18 protein-coding genes and 1 pseudogene are annotated in these 18,665 nt (G+C 59.0%); 8 read left to right on the forward strand and 11 right to left on the reverse strand.

Features of this window, described 5'->3' with window-relative positions; genetic code table 11:
• The first annotated feature begins 29 nt into the window (after positions 1-29).
• Together C0Z16_RS24880 and C0Z16_RS24885 are read left to right on the forward strand one after the other, a co-directional pair.
• Positions 30-938, forward strand: a complete 909-nt coding sequence (locus C0Z16_RS24880) for an AAA family ATPase (RefSeq protein WP_102634757.1) — start codon at positions 30-32, stop codon at positions 936-938.
• Positions 935-2,143, forward strand: coding sequence for a vWA domain-containing protein (locus C0Z16_RS24885; protein WP_102634712.1), 1,209 nt, complete (start codon positions 935-937; stop codon positions 2,141-2,143). The genes C0Z16_RS24880 and C0Z16_RS24885 overlap by 4 nt, the downstream gene beginning before the upstream one ends.
• A 402-nt stretch (positions 2,144-2,545) precedes the next feature.
• Here the strand turns inward: C0Z16_RS24885 and C0Z16_RS24890 are convergent, their stop codons facing one another.
• The 3 genes and pseudogenes from C0Z16_RS24890 to C0Z16_RS24900 form a co-directional block, all read right to left on the reverse strand.
• Positions 2,546-2,986, reverse strand: coding sequence for a MarR family winged helix-turn-helix transcriptional regulator (locus C0Z16_RS24890; protein WP_102634713.1), 441 nt, complete (start codon positions 2,984-2,986; stop codon positions 2,546-2,548).
• A 20-nt stretch (positions 2,987-3,006) separates the two neighbouring features.
• A complete protein-coding gene (locus tag C0Z16_RS24895) occupies positions 3,007-4,917 on the reverse strand; it encodes an FAD-binding monooxygenase (protein WP_102634758.1) in 1,911 nt (636 codons plus the stop codon).
• Positions 4,918-5,093: 176 nt separating this feature from the next.
• Positions 5,094-5,259: pseudogene (locus tag C0Z16_RS24900) on the reverse strand (methyl-accepting chemotaxis protein); the annotation flags it as partial.
• 564 nt (positions 5,260-5,823) lie between these two features.
• Here C0Z16_RS24900 and C0Z16_RS24905 point away from each other — a divergent pair.
• On the forward strand, positions 5,824-6,474 hold the full coding sequence (locus tag C0Z16_RS24905) for a GntR family transcriptional regulator (protein ID WP_244201354.1): 651 nt from the start codon (positions 5,824-5,826) through the stop codon (positions 6,472-6,474).
• 49 nt (positions 6,475-6,523) lie between these two features.
• Here the strand turns inward: C0Z16_RS24905 and C0Z16_RS24910 are convergent, their stop codons facing one another.
• The 8 genes from C0Z16_RS24910 to C0Z16_RS24945 all read right to left on the reverse strand — a co-directional run bounded on the left by C0Z16_RS24910 (position 6,524) and on the right by C0Z16_RS24945 (position 13,551).
• Positions 6,524-7,708 carry a porin gene (locus C0Z16_RS24910; RefSeq protein WP_102634716.1) on the reverse strand — a complete coding sequence of 395 codons (1,185 nt, stop codon included), beginning with the start codon at positions 7,706-7,708 and terminating at the stop codon, positions 6,524-6,526.
• A gap of 88 nt (positions 7,709-7,796) precedes the next feature.
• Positions 7,797-8,309, reverse strand: coding sequence for a flavin reductase family protein (locus tag C0Z16_RS24915; protein WP_102634717.1), 513 nt, complete (start codon positions 8,307-8,309; stop codon positions 7,797-7,799).
• Between the two features lie 158 nt (positions 8,310-8,467).
• A complete protein-coding gene (locus C0Z16_RS24920; RefSeq protein ID WP_102634718.1) occupies positions 8,468-9,136 on the reverse strand; it encodes a 4-carboxy-4-hydroxy-2-oxoadipate aldolase/oxaloacetate decarboxylase in 669 nt (222 codons plus the stop codon).
• Entirely contained in the window at positions 9,133-9,810 is a 678-nt protein-coding gene (locus C0Z16_RS24925; protein ID WP_102634759.1) for an RraA family protein, read from the reverse strand. Before C0Z16_RS24925 ends, C0Z16_RS24920 begins: the two co-directional genes overlap by 4 nt.
• 2 nt (positions 9,811-9,812) lie before the next feature.
• Positions 9,813-10,475 (reverse strand): RraA family protein, encoded by a 663-nt coding sequence (locus C0Z16_RS24930; protein WP_102634719.1) that lies wholly within the window; start codon positions 10,473-10,475, stop codon positions 9,813-9,815.
• 19 nt (positions 10,476-10,494) lie between these two features.
• Positions 10,495-11,493 (reverse strand): DODA-type extradiol aromatic ring-opening family dioxygenase, encoded by a 999-nt coding sequence (locus C0Z16_RS24935; protein ID WP_102634720.1) that lies wholly within the window; start codon positions 11,491-11,493, stop codon positions 10,495-10,497.
• Positions 11,494-11,520: 27 nt separating this feature from the next.
• Positions 11,521-12,534, reverse strand: coding sequence for an amidohydrolase family protein (locus C0Z16_RS24940; protein ID WP_102634721.1), 1,014 nt, complete (start codon positions 12,532-12,534; stop codon positions 11,521-11,523).
• Positions 12,535-12,591: 57 nt separating this feature from the next.
• A complete protein-coding gene (locus tag C0Z16_RS24945) occupies positions 12,592-13,551 on the reverse strand; it encodes a PDR/VanB family oxidoreductase (protein ID WP_102634722.1) in 960 nt (319 codons plus the stop codon).
• A gap of 277 nt (positions 13,552-13,828) precedes the next feature.
• On the opposite strand from C0Z16_RS24945, the gene C0Z16_RS24950 reads away from it, so the two are divergent.
• The 5 genes from C0Z16_RS24950 (at position 13,829) to C0Z16_RS24970 (ending at position 18,654) form a co-directional block, all read left to right on the forward strand.
• Complete coding sequence (locus C0Z16_RS24950; protein WP_102634723.1) at positions 13,829-14,971, forward strand: WD40/YVTN/BNR-like repeat-containing protein; 1,143 nt, start codon at positions 13,829-13,831, stop codon at positions 14,969-14,971.
• 70 nt (positions 14,972-15,041) lie between these two features.
• Entirely contained in the window at positions 15,042-16,229 is a 1,188-nt protein-coding gene (locus C0Z16_RS24955; protein WP_102634724.1) for an acyl-CoA dehydrogenase family protein, read from the forward strand.
• A gap of 8 nt (positions 16,230-16,237) precedes the next feature.
• On the forward strand, positions 16,238-16,543 hold the full coding sequence (locus C0Z16_RS24960; RefSeq protein WP_102634725.1) for a hypothetical protein: 306 nt from the start codon (positions 16,238-16,240) through the stop codon (positions 16,541-16,543).
• A 55-nt stretch (positions 16,544-16,598) separates the two neighbouring features.
• The gene (locus C0Z16_RS24965; protein WP_102634726.1) at positions 16,599-17,852 is read left to right on the forward strand and encodes a Rieske 2Fe-2S domain-containing protein; all 1,254 of its coding nucleotides are present in this window, start codon (positions 16,599-16,601) and stop codon (positions 17,850-17,852) included.
• A gap of 7 nt (positions 17,853-17,859) precedes the next feature.
• Positions 17,860-18,654, forward strand: a complete 795-nt coding sequence (locus C0Z16_RS24970) for an amidohydrolase family protein (protein ID WP_102634727.1) — start codon at positions 17,860-17,862, stop codon at positions 18,652-18,654.
• Positions 18,655-18,665 lie beyond the last annotated feature (11 nt).

An 18,665-nucleotide genomic window follows, 5' to 3' on the forward strand; every position in this document is an offset into this window, starting at 1 on the left:
ATGAGCGCGCTGACGAAAGCCGCGATGCGATGGGCGCGAGGTTTCAGACGATCGACAGCGTGGTCGATAACCTGCGCAACGTCGGCTACTACGCAAACCGCCGCCTTGCCACGGCGGTGTTTCTGGCACTGAAGCTGAATCGTCCGCTGCTGCTCGAAGGAGAGCCCGGCGTGGGCAAGACAGAACTGGCCAAAGCGCTCGCAAAGATGCTGCAGCGCAGCCTGATTCGTCTGCAATGCTATGACGGGCTCGAGCAGCGCGAAGCCGTGTATGAATGGAACTACGCGGCACAGTTGCTGCACATTCGTGCGGCGGAGGCGGCAGGCAAGGGTAGCGGCAGCGAAGCGACGCTGTACGACAGCCGCTACCTTCTGCGGCGACCGCTGCTGCAGGCGCTGCAGGCCCCAACGCCAGGGACGGTATTACTCATCGACGAAGTGGATCGTGCCGATGAGCCGTTTGAAGCTTTTCTGCTCGAGTATCTCGGCGAATATCAAGTGACGATTCCCGAACTCGGCACGATCAAGGCGGAGGTGCCGCCGGTCACGATTCTTACTGGAAACCGGACACGCGACCTGAGCGACGCGGTCAAGCGCCGCTGTCTTTATCAATGGCTCGATTTCCCGGACGCGCAGTGTGAGCTGTCGATCATTCTCCAACAGGTGCCTGAGACAAGCGAGGTTCTCGGCGAGCGGATCGCCGCGTTTGCCCGGCATTTGCGTGAAGCACAGGGCACGGCGGATTTCCATCGCGTGCCGGGCGTCGCGGAGACGGTGGAGTGGGCTCGCGCGCTGAATGCGCTGGGCATTGTCGAACTTGATCCGGACATCGTCGTCGACACGGCCGGCGTGCTCTTCAAAGATCCTGACGACATCAACGAGTTGACTCGCCAGCGTGTCGAAGGCTTCCTTCAAGCCAGCGGAGCCTTCGCCAGATGAGCGAAGCATCCGTTCCTGAACGTCACGGGCCCTCTAGCACGCAACTCTTACAGCACGTCGTTGCGTTTGCACGGGCCTTGCGCACCGCCGGCGTATGCACGGATGCATCGAAGATAGCGCTTGGCGTCAAGGCGATTTCGCTTGTGGGAATCGCAGCACGCGAAGACGCTAGCGCGGCGCTCGAATCGGTTTTGATCAGCCGGGAAGCGGACCGGCTCGTTTTTCGAGCGCTCTTTGCCGCGTGGTTTAGCGCCGGCGATTCGCGTGATCTGCTCTATGGGCAGGAGGCTTCGTGTGAAGCCATAGGCGCGGAGTCGCCGAAGGAACGTCGACGGATCCGCGATTCGGCACCGCAATGGTCCGGACTGCGAACAAAACCAGACATCGAGTACCACATCAGATTCGATGGCCCGATGGCGGCCAGCGACAAGGAGCGGCTGAGGCATTCGGATTTCGATACGCTCGACGCGAGTGAATATCGTGAGGTCCAGCGGTTGGCGCGCGACATTACTCTGGCGCTTCCCGCCGAACAGACAAGGCGCTACAGAACGACACTTGGTCACAGGGGGGACCACCGGATCGATTGGCCGCAAGCAGTGCGGGAAGGCGTGCGTACCGGCGGCGAGTTGATTCGCCTCCCACGATCGAAGCGCCGGAGGCAAGTGCTTCCCTTGCTTGCCATGGTCGACGTCTCCGGTTCCATGGAGCGGTATGCGCGGGTATTGCTCGCCTTCCTGCACGCGGCCATACCGCGTGAGTCGCGAACGGATGTGTTCGCATTCGGCACGCACATTACAGATTTGACGCCGTTTTTTCAGCGCGGCGATGTCGACGAGATGCTACTGCTTGCGAACGCGGCGATCGACGACTTCGCGGGAGGGACACGAATCGGTGGCTCGCTTGGGGAATTGCGCCGACGTTATCCGCATCGGTTCATAGGCGGACGTACCGTTGTGGTGCTCATCACCGACGGGCTGGAAACCGGAAGTCCCGAGGTGCTGCACAACGAATTGCAATGGCTCAAACGCCGCGCGCGGCGCGTGCTATGGCTCAATCCCATGATGCGCTTTGAAGGCTATGCTCCGGCCGCCTGCGGGGCGAGCGCGTTGCACCGGTACGCGGACGCGATGCTTGCCGCTTATAACCTTAGCGCGCTCGAGCAGGTGGCTGGGCATCTCGCGCAACTGTTGGCGTCGTCGCCATAACGTCGCTTCGCCGTGGCTGACAGACGCGTAGCTCGTTACTGTGCAACGACGCAGGACAATTCGGATTCTTTGAATTTAATCGCGGCGGCTCTGTTGCAAAATGGGAGGGGGTGGTGCGATACCCTAGGCTTTTTGGCGAGCGCGAGCCCGCAATGAGTACGCTGACAGACTTTGACTGGTTGTTCAACGGCCGTCTGCTAGTGGCCATTCGTGAGGTCAATCGCAGTGCAAGAGGGTGCCATATGTGGAACCGGATCAGAGTCAGCGCGCGGGCCAGGAACGGACGTCGAGGTACCAGCTTGGGATCGCTCTGAAGCAGACTTTCGCGAACTGTTTCGCGCACGCACCGAAGAGGTCACAGGAACCTCGAGTCTGGGGAACGTCCCCACAAGTAACGGAGCATTATGGCTGCGGCGGCAACAGCGCCAGAAGCAGGCGCCGCAATTGCAGCGTCTCCTGCTGAGTGAGCCTCGCCGTGAGAATGCGCTCCACTTCCTCGACACGCGGACGCAAGCTCGCAAGCTGCTTCTTACCCGCCGCGGTGAGGAACAGCACGTAACTGCGCTTGTCGATGGGATCGTCGGACCGTTCGATCAGACCGTTGCGAACCATGCGCGCGACAAGGTCGGCGATTGTTGAACGGTCCACGTCGAGTTCGTCGCCGAGTTGCCGCTGATTCACGCCGGGCGTTGCGCGCAGGATCTCGAGCGCCGCGTACTGGACGCTCGTGATCTCGGCGGAGACTTCGCTGAGCCACACCGCAACGTGGCGCTGCTGCGCGCGGCGCACGAGGCCGCCGGTGAATTTCGAAAGCGCGTCGGGGTGGTCGTGTTTGATCGGCAATTTCGCAGTGTCGAAGTGGGCTAGCGCATGCGCAAGATCGGCCGGAAGAAGGTGTTCAATTCCGCGTATGCATCGAGTGGAAGAACATGCGCAACGTACTGATCCGGTCGGACCACGACGAGTGCGCCGCGTTCGCGGTCGATGCCGCGCTCGTCGAAGATATCAGTCGCTGCGTCACTCGTAAATGCTTTCTCGTAGTCGATCAGGCCATAGCGTCCCTTGCGCGGCAACAGGACCGAGGGCAGCGCCTCGACGCGGACTTCGCGATGCGGCTGCTGCAGCACTGCGCGCAAATCCAGAACGCTGTCTATGTCGGCACTATTTGCTGTGGCGAGCCGCAGAACAGAATCGGACGATGTCGCGAGATGTTCGCACAGCGCCTCTAGCGCGCTTCCGTTCGCATCGGAGAACGCGTACAAGCGCCAGCGACCGTCCGCCAGTGCCGCGTGCCCGAGATGAACCGGCTTGGCATCGGCGAGACGAATAACGGACGACGAGTGGAAGCGCGTCCCGATCTCGAAGCCCTTGGCGAGCGCCTGATGAGTTGCCTCGCCCGTCAACGTGCCCGGGCGATAACGCGTTGCCACGCCCGCCGTGTATCGACCCGCGCGAACGAAATATGCCTGTAACTCTGCGGGATCGACGCCGCCCGCTTCCGGACGATTGGGGTCTTTCGGGGGAGCGGCCATCATTGCGGACCATTCCTTGTCGAAATCGATCAACTCCCGTGCGACGGGCTGACGCTCGTCGGAATACGTGCGCAATACGTCGACGCCGCTGCGTCCCTGCAGCACGGCGCCGAGCTTCCAGCCGAGGTTGAACCCGTCCTGCATCGACACGTTCATGCCCTGGCCAGCCTTCGCGCTGTGGGTATGGCATGCATCCCCGGCGATGAAGATGCGCGGCTCGCGAGACGTTCCATCGGCCGCGACGGCGTCGTCGAAGCGGTCCGTCAGCCGCTGTCCCACTTCATAGACCGAGAACCATGCGACTTCTTTCACATCGAGTGAATAGGGGTGCAGAATACTTTGCGCGGTCTGAATGATACGTTCGACGGTGGTTCGCTTGATGCTGTCGCGGTTGTCCGGCGTGACTTCGCCCAGATCGACGTAAAAGCGCGCGAGGAATCCGCCTTCGCGCGGAATGATCAGCAGGTTGCCTTTGGTCGCGGACTGAATTGCCGCTTTCAGCCGGATATCCGGAAAGTCCGTGACGGCGAGCGCGTCGATCACGCCCCATGCGTGGTTGGCCGCGTCGCCGCGCAACGTTTGTCCAATGGCCGTGCGAACGCGGCTGCGCGCGCCGTCGCAACCGACGACATAGCGCGCACGCACGGTGACCAGCTCGTCGAGTCGCGACGGATCGGTGCTGCGCAACGTGACACGCACCGGATATTCACCGGCATTGTCGTCGCGCTGCACGTCGACGACTTCGAGACCGTAATCCGGCTCGAGGCGTCGCGCGGAACGACGCATAGCGTCGAGCAGATAGTCCTGTACGCGGGCCTGATTGACGATTACATGCGGAAACTCCGACATGCCTTGTTCTGTATCCTGGACGCGGCCGGTACGCTTGATTGCGCCACGATTCTGGGGATCGGGGCGCCAGAATACCGTTTCATTGACCCAATAAGCTTCGCGCAACAAGCGCTCACTAAGCCCGAATGCGTTGAACATCTCGACGGTGCGGCACGCGACGCCGTCCGCCTGTCCCATCAACAACGGTCCGCCGCGACGCTCGACAATCCGCGTGGTGATTGAGGGGAACTGCGACAGTTGCGCCGCAAGCACGAGCCCTGCCGGACCACTTCCGGCGATGAGCACATCCACCGTCTCGGGCATTCCGGCGCGCGACGCGCCCTCGGCGACCGGTTCGACGGCGGGTTCGATCAGTGGGTCGCCAACCCGGAAACCGTTGAGATGAAACTGCATGATGTCTTCCTCCATTTTGTACACGTGACCGTGGCTGCAAATATACTCCGTATGCCAACTATTTAAAAGCACTTCGTCTATCGGTTACAGCTTGGGGTTTGTCACGTTGGCGAATCCGGGCTATTTTGCGAAAGTAGCTACCTTATGCGGTCATCCGATGTTGTGTCACCTGATCGTTCTAGTGCCACGGCGGCAAAGCCGCGGCGTTCGTCGCCCGCTCGGGCGGCTTCAACCGCTGCGTTCAGCGCGAGAACGTTGATGAAATGCGATGCTCTCGATGGTCGTGATAATGTCGTCGGCTTTCTTGGACCGATCGGCAATGCCAGTCATCGTCTGAACGACTGTCCTGTGACCCGACCGCCGCCGTGCAGCAGATGCGACTCAATGTGGTGGGCCTGGAAGAGCGCAAAGTCAGCCGCAGCGCGGAGCAGCACAATGACGATTGAGAAGTTGGGAAACAATCGATTGCATATTTTGAAGCCGCGCAGAAGTAGGGTCACGCGTTCTTACTGAACGGATTGACTGCCTGCGGATACTGGCGCGATTCCAGCAAAGGTGAACGGGATAAGCACGACTGCGAGACCGTGAGATCTGTGTAAGCGCAGGTCCCGCTTGTGTATGCATCTGGACTCCCCAATCAACGGCCCCGCGATGCGCGGCCCCGACACTCTCGTAGGAGCACCGACGGAAAATCGTCACCACGCAACCCATGGCGTCGAAAATGGCGGTCTTGGGGCAATACGTGTCGATTTCCGAATCCGGGGGTTCAATTCAATCAAATAACGGTTAGTTTTTTGCTGAGTCAGAGCGTGCATGATATTGCCGGCCAACAACGACTCTTGGTATATAATACAAAAATGTATTTCTTCTCTGCAAGAGGGATAGATGCTTACGAGATTTCGCGAAATGGACACCATAGATTTTCCTGCTCAGGTTGCAGCAGAGACGCGCAAGCTGATCAATCGAGGAACGCTAGCGCCCGGCTTTCAACTGCGACAGTCTGATCTCGCTGAGCGATTCGGCATTAGTCGCGTGCCGATCCGCGAAGCGCTGAAACTGTTGGCGGCTGAGGGCATCATCGAGCACGATCCGAATCGTGGATTCTTCGTCGCCCAGTTGTCAAGCGAGGAAGCACGGCAACTGTATCGCATGCGTCAGCTGCTTGAAGCAGAATTGCTAATCACTATCGAGTGGCCTACACCCGCACAAATGAAGCGTCTTAAAGCCATGCTTGCGCGGCTTGAGGAATTGCTCTCGGCCGGCAATCGAGAGGGCTGGATCGAACACCATCGCGCTTTTCACGACATGATCTTCGATCTGTCGCCCAACAAGGTGATTAAGCGCGAGGTGCTGCGCATGATGCGGTTGACTGATCGCTATCGTGCGCTGGCCGCGGATATCTCCGCACATCCGCAACATCGGAGCGCGAATATCGAAACGCAACTGTTGAAGGCGCTGGAAAGCAAAGACAGAGATTTGCTGCTCGCGACTTACGAAAAGGGGCGAACGGTGGTGCTGGAGGGATTGATGGCGGTGCTTGCCGCCAGAGAGGCCTAAATGATAGAAGGGGCGTATAGCATTCGTGCGCCCCTTCACGCTGAAGCGATTAGAACGACGTCAGCATGCCGAGTTGGGTCACAGACTGTACCTTTCCGCTGGACACGATGTTGCCGATTTCGGCAGCGTACGCGCCGTTCGTGTGCTGATACACGCTCGTCAGATAGATCTTCGTGCGCTTGCTGAGCGAGTACGTTGCTTGCAGCGCGGCCTGATTGACGCGAACATTCTTTAGCAAATCGTTGCCGAATTCGTATGTGTACGTCGCTCCCAAATTTAACGCCGGCGTGATGTCGTAACCTGCGCCAGCCGCCGCTGCCGAGATGCGCGCGCCTGTGAACGTGTTGCGTGCCTGAGCGTACAGACCCGTAACCGCCAGTTCACCGAATTTCGAGCGGATGCCTGCCGTCAGGTTGGCCAATCCACTGTGACCGCCATTGACCGGCAGATAATTCTGAACCGTATAGACGACGGCTGCGCGCGTGACGCCGCGACGGTACATCAGCGACGCGCTTTTGCCCGAGCTGTTGTCAAAGTCCCCAGGTGTACCGCCGAAGCTGTACATCAGCCCGCCAGAGAAACCACGGAAGTCATCGCTCACGAATTTGACGGCACTTCCCATACGCTTGCCACCGACGCGATCCCAGTCGATCGCGGCAAGGCCCGTCGCGTTATTGATGGGCGCGAACGGTCCATTCACGATCGAGCCCGCAATGGCTGCGCCGCGCACGCCGAGCAGATCCGCACCGAAAGATCCCGTTCGGAAGTTAAGCATCCCACCCGCGATACCGGTGGCGGGGTCGATGCCGGTGATCAGGAAGTCGTCAAAGGCGAAATCGTTCTGACGACCGAGACGCAGATCACCGATGCCGCTTTCGCCTATGCCGACCCATGAGGAGTTCTCGAACATCGCGCCACGCGATTGTGGATCGAGGCCCCCAGTGCTGAGACTGATCATCGAATCGAGACTGAACGTCGCGCGCATTCCATTGCCCAAATCTTCCCGCCCACGGAAGAAGAACTTCGACGGGAAGATCGCCGAGTCCTGCATCTGGAGGAGACGACTGCCGTTCGAGTTGCTGTACACAGCAACACCTTCATCGAGCAGTCCACCAATCGTGACGCTGCCGCTGCCGCTGCTCTGTGCGTGAGCGCTACCCGTGGCGAGAACGCAAAGACCGACGACCGCGGAAATTGCGACCCTCCGAGACCGTTTCGTTGATACCCTATTCATCTTCACCTCTCCTGTTGTTTATTAGTACACCTATTGTTTATGCGGATGGCATTTGTTTTTGATGTCTCCTACGCCTGGAATTATGAAATTAGTCGTACCCCCAGTTAGATATCCAGAGAAGATCATGAAAATCGACGGCTTTATTAGTCTGGAATTCGCCGTAGGAGCCTTGCGAATACAACAAGGGGGTCGAAGATCCTACATTCGATGCGACGGCTTCCACATGCCCGAAAATGACGTCATGCGTGCCAACTTGCATCACTCGCTCAACGCTACAGTCGAAGTTCACCATAGCCGTGGCAAGCGCCGGGGCGCCAGTCCTGAGCCGGCTCCAGGTCCCAGCCTGGAATTTTTCGTGAGGCAAAAGAGGGCGCGAAAAGCGCTGCGCAAGGTCCTGTTCGGTTCGCGGCAAAACGTTGACAACGAAGTGGCCGGTCGCCTGTATGTGAGCAAGTGATGAGTTCGTTCGATTGATACAGACGAGCAAGAAGGGGGGGACTGCGCTTACTGATGTCACTGCCGTTGCTGTCATGCCAGCAAGCGGACCGTCAGCGTCAGAGCCCGTGGTGATCAGGCATACGTGCCCGGTAAGACATCGCATGGCACGTTTGAATTCAGCTTCTTCGATGCTCAATTTCGTCACTAACCATGAAAATTGTTCGGACAGGAAGCACAAGGAGTGGCGACTCTACACGCCACCACCCCTTGTGAGCACCTCGTGAACACGTTGTGAGACACAATTACGTCTCAGCTTCGGCATTACTGCCAGCCGAAAATACTGAGCGTGCTTTCGCCAGCCTTAAGTCGTTTCAATTGATCTGCTTCTGCCGCTTCGCGCGCTTCTGAGGCCGCGATAGCCCGAGATACATCTTCGCGAGGAATGCAGACGACACCATCTTCGTCGCCGACAATGAGATCACCCGCATTCACAGTCACCTCGCCAAATCGGGTAGGCGCGTTGATCCAGCCACGCGCACCGAAGTCCTTGCCGGTGCCCCTGATACACAGTCCACGGGCGAATACCGGGAAGCCGATCAAGGACAGCAACCGACGGTCACGAACACAGCCGTTAATGACGAGGCCCGCGAGGCCGCGAACCTTCGCGGCCGTTGACATGATTTCGCCCCAGTAGCCATGTTCATATACATCGCTCACGGACACGACCAAAACATCACCTGGTTTCGCTAAATAAATCGCACGGTGAAGCCACAGGTTATCGCCGCCCGGCGAATGAACCGTCACGGCGGGGCCGCAAATCTTGAAATCCGGAGCCACAGGCTGGATTGCAGCAGGAAGCGCGCCGATTTTTCCGGCCGCTTCGTGCAGCGTTGCAGACGGCAATTTACCTGCCGCCTGGATCAGTTCGATGTTCGGCCGCTGCATATCGGGACGCGTGGTCTCTTCAGGATTGAAGCGCGGTTCAGTCATGCTGCACCCTCGATGTTGCGTGTTTGCAGTTGATGGTACTTGAACTGCTTACGCGCTTCGTCGAGTCGCATGCCTGAGGCGACCGCTGCACGAATTGCTCTTTCCGCTGCGTCGATTTCTTCTGCGGCGGCCAACACGCGTTCTTCATGTTCCTTAGGAATTGAAACCACGCCATCAGCGTCGCCACGTAGGAGGTCGCCCGGCGCAATGCGCACGTCGCCGATGTTGACCGGTATGTTGGTGGCCTCCACCTGCACTCGATCTTTGCCCGTGCGCATCCAGTTGTCCTTCGAGAACACCGGATAGCCTAGTGACAGGCAGAGGTGAACGTCGCGGTTGATACCGTCGATTACGGTACCGGCAATGCCGCGTCGATGTGCAATTTCCGTCAGGATGTCGCCCCAGACGGTCGCGTCGGTGCGGCCACCGTTGTCGAGCACGATCACGCTGCCCGGCGGCACGTCGTCGATGAAGTCACCCACGGTGCCAGCGGGCGATGCGGCGGGGCCGTAGAGAATCGTGAATGCGCGGCCAGCCATGCTGAACGACGAATCACGGGCCTTGATCCTGGAGCACTGACCGTTCAGGCCGAGGCGATCCAGTGCGTCGCTCAGGGTCGCCGTTTCGAGTTTCGCTGCGCGCGCAACGTTCTGGTCTTGTGGGGTTTCAGACATCATCAATCCTCCAGCATGAATTCGTAATTGCCACCCATCACTTCGCTGATGGGGGTACCTGCCAGGACAGCCTTCGCCATGAGGGCTTCGCGGGCCACGATCGATTCGGCGGTTTCAACCACGCGTGCAACGTCGGCGGCACGAATAAAGACGATGGCACTGCTGTCAGCGATCACATAGTCACCGGCCTCGACTGCAGTACCGAAGGCTTCAACTGGGATGTTCACACCCTTTTCGACGATGCGACCACGGGCAGTGCGTGCGGTGAATGCGTTTGTGAACACCGGCAAATCCATTTCGCGTGACTCATCGATATCGCGAACCGGGCCGTCAGCGATCACGCCAGCGATACCGCGAACCTTGGCACCCAGCGAGAGCATGCCGCCCCAGCTACCGGCCTCGACGCCCGTGCGTTGCTCCACCACGATCACGTCGTCCGGACCACCGAGTTCGATGGCGGTCGTACCTAGGTGACGCGGCGGTCCCGGCGGCGGGGCGCCTACGCCGAGCTTCATGGTGATGGCGCGCCCTGCGATACGCTTGGTGCCCGATGCCTGTGCGACACCGCTCACTACACCCGTCAAACCGAGTTTGTCTAGCGCATCGGACACGGCGCAGCAGTCCAGCCTACGAAGGCGATGGACGAATTCGTCTTTGCTTTTCATGGATTCAGTTATCCTCTGCTCACGCTTGCGGCTTCCAGTACACGAACCCCATCGCGTTGCCGGTGCCGGCTTCGCTTCGATAGCAGGGCACGTAATCGACCACCGTCATGTCGAAACCGATTTCGTCCATCACGCCCGCGACAGGAATCCAGTTCTTGATCTCCGATGTGCCAGCCTGGAAAATCTCTTCGCCAAGGGCGAAGACTGGCGCGAAGTCGTGGTTCTTCATGGCGTTGAGGATCAAGTTGTCAACGCGCTCATCGATGACGAAGTGCGTCAGACCACCCGATGCAATGACAGCAACTCGTGCATCGCTATCCCACGACTGAATGGCACGACCGACCGAGCGGCCGAACGCGTGACAACGCTTGACTGTGGGCTGATTCGGCGGGTAGAACGTGTTGACGAGCACCGGCACAGTCGGGATCACCTGATCTTTCATCAACTGACGGAAGACGAACCCGAACGCGTGGGGCGTTTCATGTTCCGACAGGCGCTGGAGAGCGGCAACGTCAAAGTCGTCGGCTATGGCGCTCTTGATAATGTGCTTCGCGAGTTCGGGAACGCCGTCGTAGCTTGCGGTGTCCGGCATATAGCCAGGCATCGCATGACGGACGCCCGGAGGCATGGTCTGAAGCTTCTCGTGGCTGATCATGTTATTCACGATGGTCGGACCACACATGACGCTGAGTGCCGGGATGCAATCAGCGTCGAAAATCTCCATCTGATCATTGCCCACAATCACAACGACGTCCGGCCTGGCTTCTGCAAGAACCCGCGCCATCTCCTCGATCGCGGCCAAACATTGGGCGTGTCGAGCCTTCCAGACGTTGAGCGTGACCTGTTCCGAGAGGTTTTCGGCACGCCGATAGTCAACAAGTTCATCGAAGGACCACTCGCGGCCTTCGAAGTGATGCTTGCTCAGTCGATCGTCGGACACGCGAGCGCCCCATGTCTCGGGCGGCGTCACCAGCATGGGGCCGTGCGACGTTCCCATTCCGAGTACGATTCTTGCCATGATTTCTAGTCCTGTGTGCGCCGGGGATTATTCGTAATCCGCAAGATCAAGCTTGAACAGATCGCGGGCGTTGCCGAAGAAAATCTTGTCTTTCTCTTCCTGCGACAGCCAGTCGAAGCCCTGAATAAACGGTTTGATGTCGTCGAACGTGGTATCCGTTGCCGGGTTGATCGCCGAACCGACGCCCGGGCACTCGGCGCCGAACAGGCAGCGATCCGCACCAACAGTCTTGATCAGCAGACGCAGCGACTCTTCCGAATAGAGCACGGTGTCGTAGTACAGATTGCGCATGCCGTCGAGGAAGTTCCGGCCGGCGCGCGAAGCGCCCGACTGGAAGCGGCCAATCTGGTAGGGCACCGAACCGCCGCCGTGCGAGACCATCACCTTCAGATTCGGGAAATCCTTGAACACGTTCGAATTGACGAGGCCGAACACGGCGATAGTTTCTTCGTTGATGAAGTGAACGGTGTAGGGCGTGCGGGCCGAGTGCGAGCCGGTTGCGTGGATGTGCGCGGGAACGTCGAGTTCGCACAGCTTTTCGTACAGCGGGTACCAGTAGCGGTCGCCCAGAGCCGGTGCTTCGCTGCCGTTGTTTTCGAACGGGTCGGGGTTGAGCAGCACGCCCTTGAAGCCTAGCTCCTTGACGCAGCGTTCGAGTTCCGGCAGCACGACTTCAATCGGGTCACCCGCGACTTGCGGCAGCCCGCCGATACCGATGAAGCGCTTCGGGAGAAGTTTGACCGTGCGCGAGATGATGTTGTTCGTTTCTTCGGTGAACCAGTGCACGAGTTTGCCCGGCTTCTGGCTATGCATCATCTGGAACGGACGCGGCGACAGCAACTGAACGTTCGTGCCCACGCGGTCAAGCATGTCGATGTGGCCGACGGGCGCCATTTCCTTGCGGTTGGCATAGTGCAGGATTTCTTCGTCGGTCACTTCGGGCATCTTGCGACCGTGCTCGCCGCGATGGGAGAGGATGTGCGCTTTGTAGACCCAGAGTTCGGCGGGCGGGCTGACGTGGCCGTGGCAATCGATAATCACTTAGATGTCTCCTAACTTAACGTGAGATGATGGCGAACAGGTCGCCCGGTGTTTTACCTAGAGATCGAGCACGAGGCGATCACTCTTACAGCCGGAACAGCAGATGATCATTGTCTTGTTAGCAGCCTTTTCGGGCTCTGACAAAATGGCGTCGCGGTGATCTGGCTCACCTTCGAGCACGCGAACTTCACACGCTCCGCATACGCCTTCTTCGCAGGAGTACGAAACTGATACGCCCGCTTCGCGGACGACGCTGAGAATCGTTTTACCCTGCGGCACCGTCAGCGTTTTTCCGCTCTTGCGCAATTCGACGACGAAGTTGCCATCAAGCGCCGCTGCTTGCTTCGCGGTGAAATATTCGACGTGGACTTGCTCGAGAGGAAGCGCGGCACACGCGACTTCGAACGCTTCGAGCATCGGGCCGGGGCCGCAGCAGTAGAAGTGAGCGTTCCTGCCTTCGCGCTTCACGATATCTGCGATATTGAGGAACCTGCCGGTTTCAGCATCGACGTGAACGAGGGCGTGCTCGAACGTCTTCAGTTCTTCAGCGAAAGCGACGTCAACACGTTCACGACACGAATAATAGATACGCGGTGATTGTCCGAGTTCTTTCAGACGGCGCGCCATGCACAGGATAGGGGTAATACCAATACCACCGGCAACGAGAACTGTGTGAGCGGCGTCTTCGTTGAGGGGGAAGTTATTGCGCGGTGCTTCTACCGTCACCAGATCGCCAACGCGCATCGTTTGATGCATGTAACTCGAGCCACCCCGCGATTGCGGATCCAGTTTGACCCCGATCACATACGAACGCTGTGTCAGGCTGTTGCTCGATTCCAGCAGCGAGTACTGACGCATCAGACCATTCGCTAACACCACTCCAACGTGTGAGCCGGGTTCAGCCGCAGGCAGCAGATTGCCCTGTGGGTCTTCGAATGTGAAGGCCGAGGTATTCCGGGCCAGATAGTTAATCGCCGTCAGACGCAGCGTCATCACTTCATTCAGATGCTCGTTCATGTCACCTCCAGAATCGTAGAACGCGGAGAACGGCGCAAACGGTGCGCAAGTAATACACATACGCTTCCTCGTCACAAATGCCTTGCGCCCGAATTACGCTGCACGAACGCTGCTGTGCATTGACGCGTAATTCTTTTTTGCATATTATTTAGTCTAGCCAGAAAAAAGTCAAAGACTCTTCGGCGCGAACCGCACTGAGGTGCAACGGCGAAGGCGGTAAAGACTGTGTTTCTGACGAAAACCGGCGAGATAACAGGGTATTCCCCTAGGAGGAGAGATGATCGCAGTTCTGACCACCAACGGTGGAACCGTGACGCACGGTGAAGGTCCGGCAACGACACTGTTGGTCGCAACGATTCGGGGCATGCTGGTGTTCGAGCGTGTCGACGCCGGCGCGCCGTGGAACCTGACGCGCAAGGCGCTCGAAGATCGCCATGTGAGCGCGCTGCTCTATGTGCCGAAAGCCGGTCTGCTTTTCGCGGGTGCGCACGGACAAGGGGGCCTGTCGGTCAGCAAGGATTTGGGCGTGACGTGGGAAGCATGCAATAACGGCATCGACAGCACGCACATCTATACGATGGCTCAGCAAGAGCGTGATGGTCGCACGGTGCTATTTCTGGGCACTGAGCCGTCCGCACTCTATCGAAGCGATGACGTCGGAGCTACCTGGGTCGAAATCCGCGAGATGATGAAGGTCCCGGATCAGGACAAGTGGACGTTTCCACCGCCCCCGCATGTGGCACACGTGAAGAACATCGCGTTTCACCCTGCCGAACCCGAAACACTCTATGTCTGTATCGAGCAGGGCGCGCTTCTCAAGACGGTCGATGACGGCAAGACATGGACCGAGCCGCGCAGCTACGAATCGGAAAACGACAAGTTTTACCACGACAACCACCGCGTGCAGATTCGCCCGTCAAATCCTGCGCAGATGTTCATGTGCGGCGGTGAAGGCCTGCACTACAGCGCAGACGGGGGCGAGACCTGGGCTCACCTGATGACGCGTCAAGACGCCATCGGCTATCCCGACGCAATGTTCATCGATCCGCGAAACGAAAACGTGATCTACCTCGGCGGGCCGGGTAATGCCCCGCGTGACTGGGGAGCGCGGAAGTCGGCGAACGCAACGGTTCTGCGCAGCACCGATGGCGGCGTTACCTGGGAACACATGCGTAACGGTATGCCCGAAGAAGTGATCGGCAACATCGAAGGCATGGGTCTGTACCACTGGGACGACAAGATCATGCTCATCGCCGGTACGGCGACGGGTGAGATCTACGCGACGGAAAACGACGGCGAGAGCTGGTACACGATTTCCGATGACGTGCCGCCGATTTCAAAGGGGGGGCACTATCGCTGGTTCCTCGACGCCAAGGAGCGCATGAACGTCGAAGGCCGTTACGCTCGCAACCAGCACTGACCGGCAGTTAAACAGATTATCTGCACGGCGGGGCATCGCCCTGACGCGGCAAGTCTTACAGGAGAAGTTTGTGAGTCGTCCTATCGATAGTCAAGAGGAAGCCCTCGCCCTCGCCCGGAGTATGCATGACACGATCCGTTCGCGTGTCAAGCAGACGGAAAGCGAACGCGTGGTGCCTAAAGAAACCATCGACGCTCTGCGCGATTCAGGTCTGTTTAATATCATCACGCCAAAGTCGTTTGGCGGTTCCGAACTGGGATTCACCACGCTGGTCGAAGTGACCGCGGAAATCGCATCGGCTTGCGGCTCGACCGGCTGGGTTTTCGGCGTTCTCGCCGGTCATAGCTGGATGCTGAATCTGTTCCCGTTGCAAGCACAACGTGACGTCCTCGGCGAAGGTCACGCGCTGACGGCCACCGTGTTCCGTCTCGGCGGTACGATCACTGAAGTCGATGGCGGGTATCGTCTCGTCGGCGGCGAAGGGCGTTTCTGTTCCGGTATCGACCATGTGCAGTGGGTAATCATCGGCAACGCTGTGCAACGGCTGGACGGTCCGCCTGAGCCGCGTTTCTTCGTCATCCCGCGCTCGGACATCGAAATTGTCGACGACTGGCATACCGCTGGCCTCCGTGGCACTGGTAGCCGCACGATCAAGGTCGCAGACGCATTCATTCCCGCGCACCGGTCCGTTTCCGTCAAGAACATGATGACGGGCAACGTCGAAGGCGCCGATGCAATGCGTGCGCCGATCTACCGTATGCCGTTTCAGAACGTCACGCCGTTCTCGCTCATCGGCGCTCCGCTAGGGATCGCCCGCGCGGCTATCCGCTCATTCACGGAAGGCTTGTCGCCGCGTCTGAAGGCATTCTCCAGCGAACAGGCGGCAGAACAATCAGCAACGATCGAGCGTCTTGCGCACGCGGTGGCTGATGTTGACGCAGCTCGTGCGCTGATTCTCGAAGACACGCGTCGCATTGACACGGCCGGGAGCGCGGATTCGTTGACGCCTCTCGAATGGGCGCGCATTCCGCGCGACTGGGCATATTCGGCACAGGTTGCTCGTCGTGCAGCCAACAGCCTGTTCGAAGCCGCAGGCGGTACCAGCATCTATAACGCCTCGGAACTCCAACGAATCTGGCGGGACGTTAATTCAGCCGCGCAGCATTTCGCATTCACCTGGGACAGCGCACTGACGAATTATGGTCGTCAGGCGCTCGATCTCCCGCCTTCGAACTTCGGCCCCGGTCCAAAAAAATAGGAGCTTTCATGAACGTCGATGATCTGCATCCGATTGAAGACTACTCGCCAGGAACGCTGCGCGAACTGATCGGGCGGGTGGAGAACTCGCGTGCGCTTGAACAGATAATTTACCGCGAATCCGAACTGGATGAAGTCTGGCGACTGCTCGATGGCGATATCGCCGCAGCCGCACGGAAAGCACTTAATTCCGTGGAGGCGCAGAAGCTCGTAGCAGTACGAAAGTTGATCATCGAGGCGCACGATTTGATTGGCAACGACAGCAACACCATGGGCGCTCGCGAACGACTGCTGCGAGCCCTCGCACTCGTTTAAGGACGGCGGAGAAGGATCACCGCCCACATCACAGATATGAAGACCAGGAGCAAACATGCTTTCCCGTGAAGATAATGACGTTTTGACCCAGGTTGGCAAAGGCACCCCGAACGGCGACATGATCCGTCAGTTCTGGATTCCGGCGATGCTTGCGTCGGAAATCAAGGAGCCGGGCGGCAAGCCCGTCCGCGTGCGCTTGCTCGGTGAGGACCTCGTTGCGTTCCGCGACAGCGACGGCAAGGTCGGTCTGCTGGAAGAAAACTGCCCGCACCGTCGCGCATCGCTCGCTCTCGGCGACAATTCGGATGGTGGCCTGCGATGCCTCTACCACGGCTGGAAGTTCGCCGTCGATGGTCAGTGCCTGGATACGCCGACCGAACCGGAAGATTCGAAGCTGTGTTCCCGTATCAAGGCGGTGGCTTACCCGGTGCAAGAAGTTGCGGGCGTGATCTGGACATACATGGGCGACCCGGCGAAGGTTCCGCAATTCCCCGAATTCGACTTCCTGTCGTACCCGGCAGAAAAGGTCGCAGCGTTCAAGGTGCTCGAAGACTGCAACTACGCTCAGGCCGTTGAAGGCACGATCGACTCGGCACACGCAGGGGTTCTGCACCGCGAACTCCCGTGGTCGGAGCCGGCGAAGTACGAACACGAGCGCGATCTCCGTCCGAAAATCGAAGTCGAATACACGCTGTACGGTCTGCGCTACGCCGGCGTCCGTAACTTTTGCGAAGAAGGCAAGCTGCACGCCCGCGTCACGGAGGTGATCCTGCCGTTCTTCACGCTGATCCCGCCCGATGGATTTGGCGTTCGCAAGAACCGTCGCATGGCCAACGCGTTCGTTCCGCGAGACGACCAGTCGACCTGGCATATCCAGTGGTTCTTCGACGAGACGCAACCGGTGGATATCGAATATCGCATTCAGGAAGGCGGTCACTGGCTCGATGAAAACTTCCGGAAGGAACTGAACATCGACAACTGGTACAAGCAGGACCGTGAAGCGATGAAGACGTCGTCGATGTCAGGCATCAAGGGCATCCTGACACAAGACCACGCAGTCAGCGAAACTCAAGGGCGCATCCTCGACCGCACCAAGGAACACCTCGGCACGTCGGACGTCGCAGTCGTCGCATGGCGCCGTCAGATGATCCGCTCGGCGCGTGCATACGCCGAAAGCGGCGAACTGCCGAGCGTGCTGACGAATACGATTCCCTGGAATCAGATTCACGCGTCGACGGTGATCTTCCCGAACGACCGCACGTGGAAAGAAGAAGTGCCGCTCAACCCGGGCGTCGCTCTCAAGGCCTGAGATTCACATGATCGTTGATAGCCACGCTCACATATCGCCTCATTGGTATGAGCCCGTTGAGACGCTGGTCGATCAGATGAACGGGCACGGTGTTGACGGTGCGGTGCTTACGCAGATGATCGGACAGACGGATAACCGATATCAGCAGGATTGCGTTAAGCGATTTCCCGGCCGTCTGTGGAGCGTGGCCTGGGTCGATGTCGAGGCTCCGGACGTCGCGATGACGATCGAGAATCTGTCACGCGAAGGCGTTTCAGGTATCCGGTTGCGGCCGTCGGCGTCTCTTGCCAATGGTCGTCTTCCCGAGGCGTGGCGTGCGGTCCAGGCAACTGGACTGCCCGTCAGTTGCGTGGGGTCCGCCGAGACGTTCAATGCGCCGGGATTCGCCGAGCTGATCGCCAGGTTGACAGGAACGACGATCGTTCTCGAGCACCTGGGCGGTACCAGCACGCCTGTCACGTCCGATGAGCAGATGGCACTTCGTCGCGACGTCTTCAAGCTCGCGGCATTTCCGAATGTCATGCTAAAGGTGCCGGGGCTCGGTGAATTGATGCCCCGTAACCCCAAAACATGGCACTCGGGCCGCCCCTTCGGTGACTCCACATCACCGCTTCTTCACGAGGCCGTCACCGCTTTTGGTGCCGATCGGCTGATGTGGGGCTCTGACTTCCCAGTAGTCAGTTCCCGGGAGGGTTACGGGAACGCTCTGAAGCTCGCACGCATCGCGCTCAACGGCTTGCCGAATCACGATCTCGACGCGATCTTTGGTGGTAACGCCAAACGCGTATTTGCGAAGACCTGAGATCGAAAACC

Origin of the sequence: Paraburkholderia rhynchosiae (genome assembly GCF_002879865.1) — a bacterium.
GTDB lineage: Bacteria > Pseudomonadota > Gammaproteobacteria > Burkholderiales > Burkholderiaceae > Paraburkholderia > Paraburkholderia rhynchosiae.

Excerpts from the sequence above, each read along its gene's own strand:
- C0Z16_RS24880 (WP_102634757.1), top strand. The coding sequence starts at position 30 with ATGGGCGCGAGGTTTCAGACGATCGACAGCGTGGTCGATAACCTGCGC.
- C0Z16_RS24885 (WP_102634712.1), top strand. The coding sequence starts at position 935 with ATGAGCGAAGCATCCGTTCCTGAACGTCACGGGCCCTCTAGCACGCAA.
- C0Z16_RS24895 (WP_102634758.1), bottom strand. The coding sequence starts at position 4,917 with ATGCAGTTTCATCTCAACGGTTTCCGGGTTGGCGACCCACTGATCGAA.
- C0Z16_RS24905 (WP_244201354.1), top strand. The coding sequence starts at position 5,824 with ATGGACACCATAGATTTTCCTGCTCAGGTTGCAGCAGAGACGCGCAAG.
- C0Z16_RS24910 (WP_102634716.1), bottom strand. The coding sequence starts at position 7,708 with ATGAATAGGGTATCAACGAAACGGTCTCGGAGGGTCGCAATTTCCGCG.
- C0Z16_RS24915 (WP_102634717.1), bottom strand. The coding sequence starts at position 8,309 with ATGCGATGTCTTACCGGGCACGTATGCCTGATCACCACGGGCTCTGAC.
- C0Z16_RS24920 (WP_102634718.1), bottom strand. The coding sequence starts at position 9,136 with ATGACTGAACCGCGCTTCAATCCTGAAGAGACCACGCGTCCCGATATG.
- C0Z16_RS24925 (WP_102634759.1), bottom strand. The coding sequence starts at position 9,810 with ATGTCTGAAACCCCACAAGACCAGAACGTTGCGCGCGCAGCGAAACTC.
- C0Z16_RS24930 (WP_102634719.1), bottom strand. The coding sequence starts at position 10,475 with ATGAAAAGCAAAGACGAATTCGTCCATCGCCTTCGTAGGCTGGACTGC.
- C0Z16_RS24935 (WP_102634720.1), bottom strand. The coding sequence starts at position 11,493 with ATGGCAAGAATCGTACTCGGAATGGGAACGTCGCACGGCCCCATGCTG.
- C0Z16_RS24945 (WP_102634722.1), bottom strand. The coding sequence starts at position 13,551 with ATGAACGAGCATCTGAATGAAGTGATGACGCTGCGTCTGACGGCGATT.
- C0Z16_RS24950 (WP_102634723.1), top strand. The coding sequence starts at position 13,829 with ATGATCGCAGTTCTGACCACCAACGGTGGAACCGTGACGCACGGTGAA.
- C0Z16_RS24960 (WP_102634725.1), top strand. The coding sequence starts at position 16,238 with ATGAACGTCGATGATCTGCATCCGATTGAAGACTACTCGCCAGGAACG.
- C0Z16_RS24965 (WP_102634726.1), top strand. The coding sequence starts at position 16,599 with ATGCTTTCCCGTGAAGATAATGACGTTTTGACCCAGGTTGGCAAAGGC.
- C0Z16_RS24970 (WP_102634727.1), top strand. The coding sequence starts at position 17,860 with ATGATCGTTGATAGCCACGCTCACATATCGCCTCATTGGTATGAGCCC.